Here is a 2,754-nt window from a genome sequence, read left to right as displayed (position 1 = left end):
TCAACGTTACGCTGGAAACCCTGGCCCCGTCGGCCGTCCTGCTGCCCAAGTCGGCCGTGGTGGAGCGTTCCGGCCGTACCCTCGTCTTCGCCTACGATGCGGAAAGCAGCCGGGCGAAGTGGCAGTACGTCACGGTCGGCTTCGATAACGATGAACTGGTGGCGATCACCGAAGGCGTAGAAGCTGGACAAGAAGTTATCGTTAGTGGAGGCTTTACGTTGGATCATGACTCGCTGGTGCGGGTGGAGGACTAATACGTTGAAGTTTACATTTTTAACCTTGTTAAATACACTACTATGGATTCTACATTTCAATTTTCTAAGACACTTACCGCTTTATCGAACGAGTACGGACTAGACCTAAAGACCTTTAAGAAGACTTTGGGCAACTATGAGATCTGCCTGCCGAGTGGGGTTGTATTTGCTCCCTATCAAAAGTGGATTTACGATTGGCTGGGATATCCGCCCTCCGTAAACAAGAGCGATTATGCCGATACGGAACTCCCCCTCAACTGGATAAAAAAATGTTCAGATATGTACGAAAAAGGCCATTAAAATTTGGCCAGATACTACCCATGCCCGAAATTTCGGGAGGATCCGGGAGGATCCGGGAGGATCCGGGAGGCCCCTATTGTGTGAACCCTTAACATTGCTTTTGACAATAGGCTCCATCACACCTTTCTTGTGATGGCCCAGTGCCGATTTGGGATGTTATCGGCCTCAATTCTCTTATTATGAAGAAGTCTTGTTTTTCAATTGTGTTTTGTTTCGCTATGATGTTCTCATCAAATACAGTATTCGCAGGGTACGAGATCATTAACTGTATGGTTTATTCCAACGGCTGGTTCATCGCCACTTCGGAATGTGACAACCCCGGATCAAATTGCACCACTATAAGTTGCAACTGTAGTGATAACGGAGCATGGTCTGCACCAGACAAGTAGAATTATAACCACCTTGAGTAGACTTATGCTGTATGAATTTAACTGAAAAGGCCTCATTAGCTGTTGAAATCCTCAAAGATGCTTCGTCATTCGAATGGTTTACAATAACGATAGTTCTAACCAACATAGGCCCTACTCAAGGTATTTTTAAATCTTCTCATAAATCATACAGATGAACCGTGTTTTTATAACCTTATTTCCTTTTGCAATAATTTTAGGAGGCTGCACTTCTAATGGAGTAAATGGCTTAATTGTTACACATGCAGACTCCCCTGAGAACATAACGGTTGATGTTATGGGAGACTTGATTGATGGCCCCCAGCTAACAACTAGTCTGATAACGAAAGAAGGCGGGAAGTATCTCTATAGAGCTCGCCCTTTTGCAAATTCTGTGCAACGTATCAATATGTCTTCAGGAATGAGTAGCTCCATATCTTTTGCTAAAGACGGACCTAATAAGGTGCGTCGGATACAGTCATTTGCGGTAAACTCGAAAAACGAATTGATTCTAGCTGCTGACGAAAACATAATGATTGTTGACGACACAGACTCCCTCAAGGAAAACTTTATAATCTACCCTAATAATATAGATATCAGCCTAGACGGCCCATTCATAGTAAGGGCTACACATGAATTTCCACTTCAGACTTACAAAGATGATTTGATTGTCGTTCTAGAAAGAGATGACTCAGACAAGTTTAGCTTTCCGTATCATTATGAAGGCCCATTTTTGGGGAGACTTAGTATTCGGGACAAAAAAATCACACATCTGCCAATAGAGTGGCCCGAACCAACTAGTTATTACGGCTCACTTCATCAACCTTTTTTTACCGTTGTTGAAGACCATGTAGTTTTCGGGTTCGCATATTCACCTATAATATATCTGTTTAACCTAACAGATGATAGAGTCATAGAAAAGGGTCAATTACCGTTTAACGGTATTAAAAATTCTCCTTTTACGGGTAATTTTGATCAAGAGGAAATATTGATGCATCGTGCTAAGAGTGTTACTTACGGTAGGTTGAAATTTGATAAGGTTAGCAGAAGGTACAGTCAAGTTGTTTTTGTGCCAGCTCCACCGTCAAGTCCCATGTACGGAATCGCTCAGCAAATCGGAATAAGATATTTCTCTGAAGAGTTGAAAATATTAGGAGAATCAGTGTTACCGCTTGGTTTTTTTCCGGAAAGTTATCACTACAACGGCGATCTGTTTGTCAGGTTCCAAAGTGAAAAGTTTGAAAATCGACTATCATTTCGGAAAATAACTCTAGAAAATGACTAGTCAGAATTCGAGGGTTTTCGGCCTCAAAATATAAAACATAGGCCAATCGATTTTTATGATTTAATGGCAGATACTTATTCTCTATTAGACTTTGAGTATCCTCCATAATATTGGAGTCAAAAGCTGCTAAATGAATTTTTCTTTGTAGGAAATGACAAGTACATATATTTTGGGTTGGCGGCCCAGCACTTTATATAGGAGGTTGACATAGAGCTTAGCACGTCAAGGAAAATTTTCATCGGCGGTGTATCAAATGTAAGGATAGGAATCTAGGTTTCGTTGCCACAAGAAATATCGGATTGCTGCGACATGATTGCTGAGGTCTTTCGAGAAGCTGAGCGTCTTTCGGACGAGCCTGCTAACTCGCGCCCTTACACCGGTAAAGTAGCCCTCTATATAGTAGGTGAAGGCTTTTCCCGGCTTGTGCTGCTCTGGAGGGATTAGTTGGTAGTAGCTTTCAAAATGATCAGTAGCAAATTGACATTTTTGCCTTAATCGACTTGGGAGTTTGTCAAGGATAGCTTCAAGA

4 protein-coding genes are annotated in these 2,754 nt (G+C 42.1%); 2 read left to right on the top strand and 2 right to left on the bottom strand.

The window, feature by feature from the left end; translation table 11 throughout:
- The coding region (locus FUA23_RS22005) for a hypothetical protein (RefSeq protein WP_147932932.1) at positions 1 to 227 on the bottom strand (227 nt) is incomplete at its 3' end.
- A 69-nt stretch (positions 228 to 296) separates the two neighbouring features.
- On the opposite strand from FUA23_RS22005, the gene FUA23_RS22000 reads away from it, so the two are divergent.
- Positions 297 to 554 carry a hypothetical protein gene (locus FUA23_RS22000; RefSeq protein ID WP_147932931.1) on the top strand — a complete coding sequence of 86 codons (258 nt, stop codon included), beginning with the start codon at positions 297 to 299 and terminating at the stop codon, positions 552 to 554.
- 561 nt (positions 555 to 1,115) lie between these two features.
- Positions 1,116 to 2,225 (top strand): DUF4221 family protein, encoded by a 1,110-nt coding sequence (locus FUA23_RS21995; protein WP_147932930.1) that lies wholly within the window; start codon positions 1,116 to 1,118, stop codon positions 2,223 to 2,225.
- Between the two features lie 249 nt (positions 2,226 to 2,474).
- On the opposite strand, the gene FUA23_RS21990 is transcribed toward FUA23_RS21995, so the two are convergent.
- Positions 2,475 to 2,754: IS1 family transposase (locus tag FUA23_RS21990; RefSeq protein WP_262713711.1), on the bottom strand; the 280-nt coding region annotated here is incomplete at its 5' end.

Source organism: Neolewinella aurantiaca, assembly GCF_008014675.1.
In the GTDB taxonomy this organism is placed as follows: domain Bacteria; phylum Bacteroidota; class Bacteroidia; order Chitinophagales; family Saprospiraceae; genus Neolewinella; species Neolewinella aurantiaca.
The sequence above is the reverse complement of the archived record's forward strand: the minus strand, read 5'-3'. Positions and strand labels throughout refer to the sequence as shown.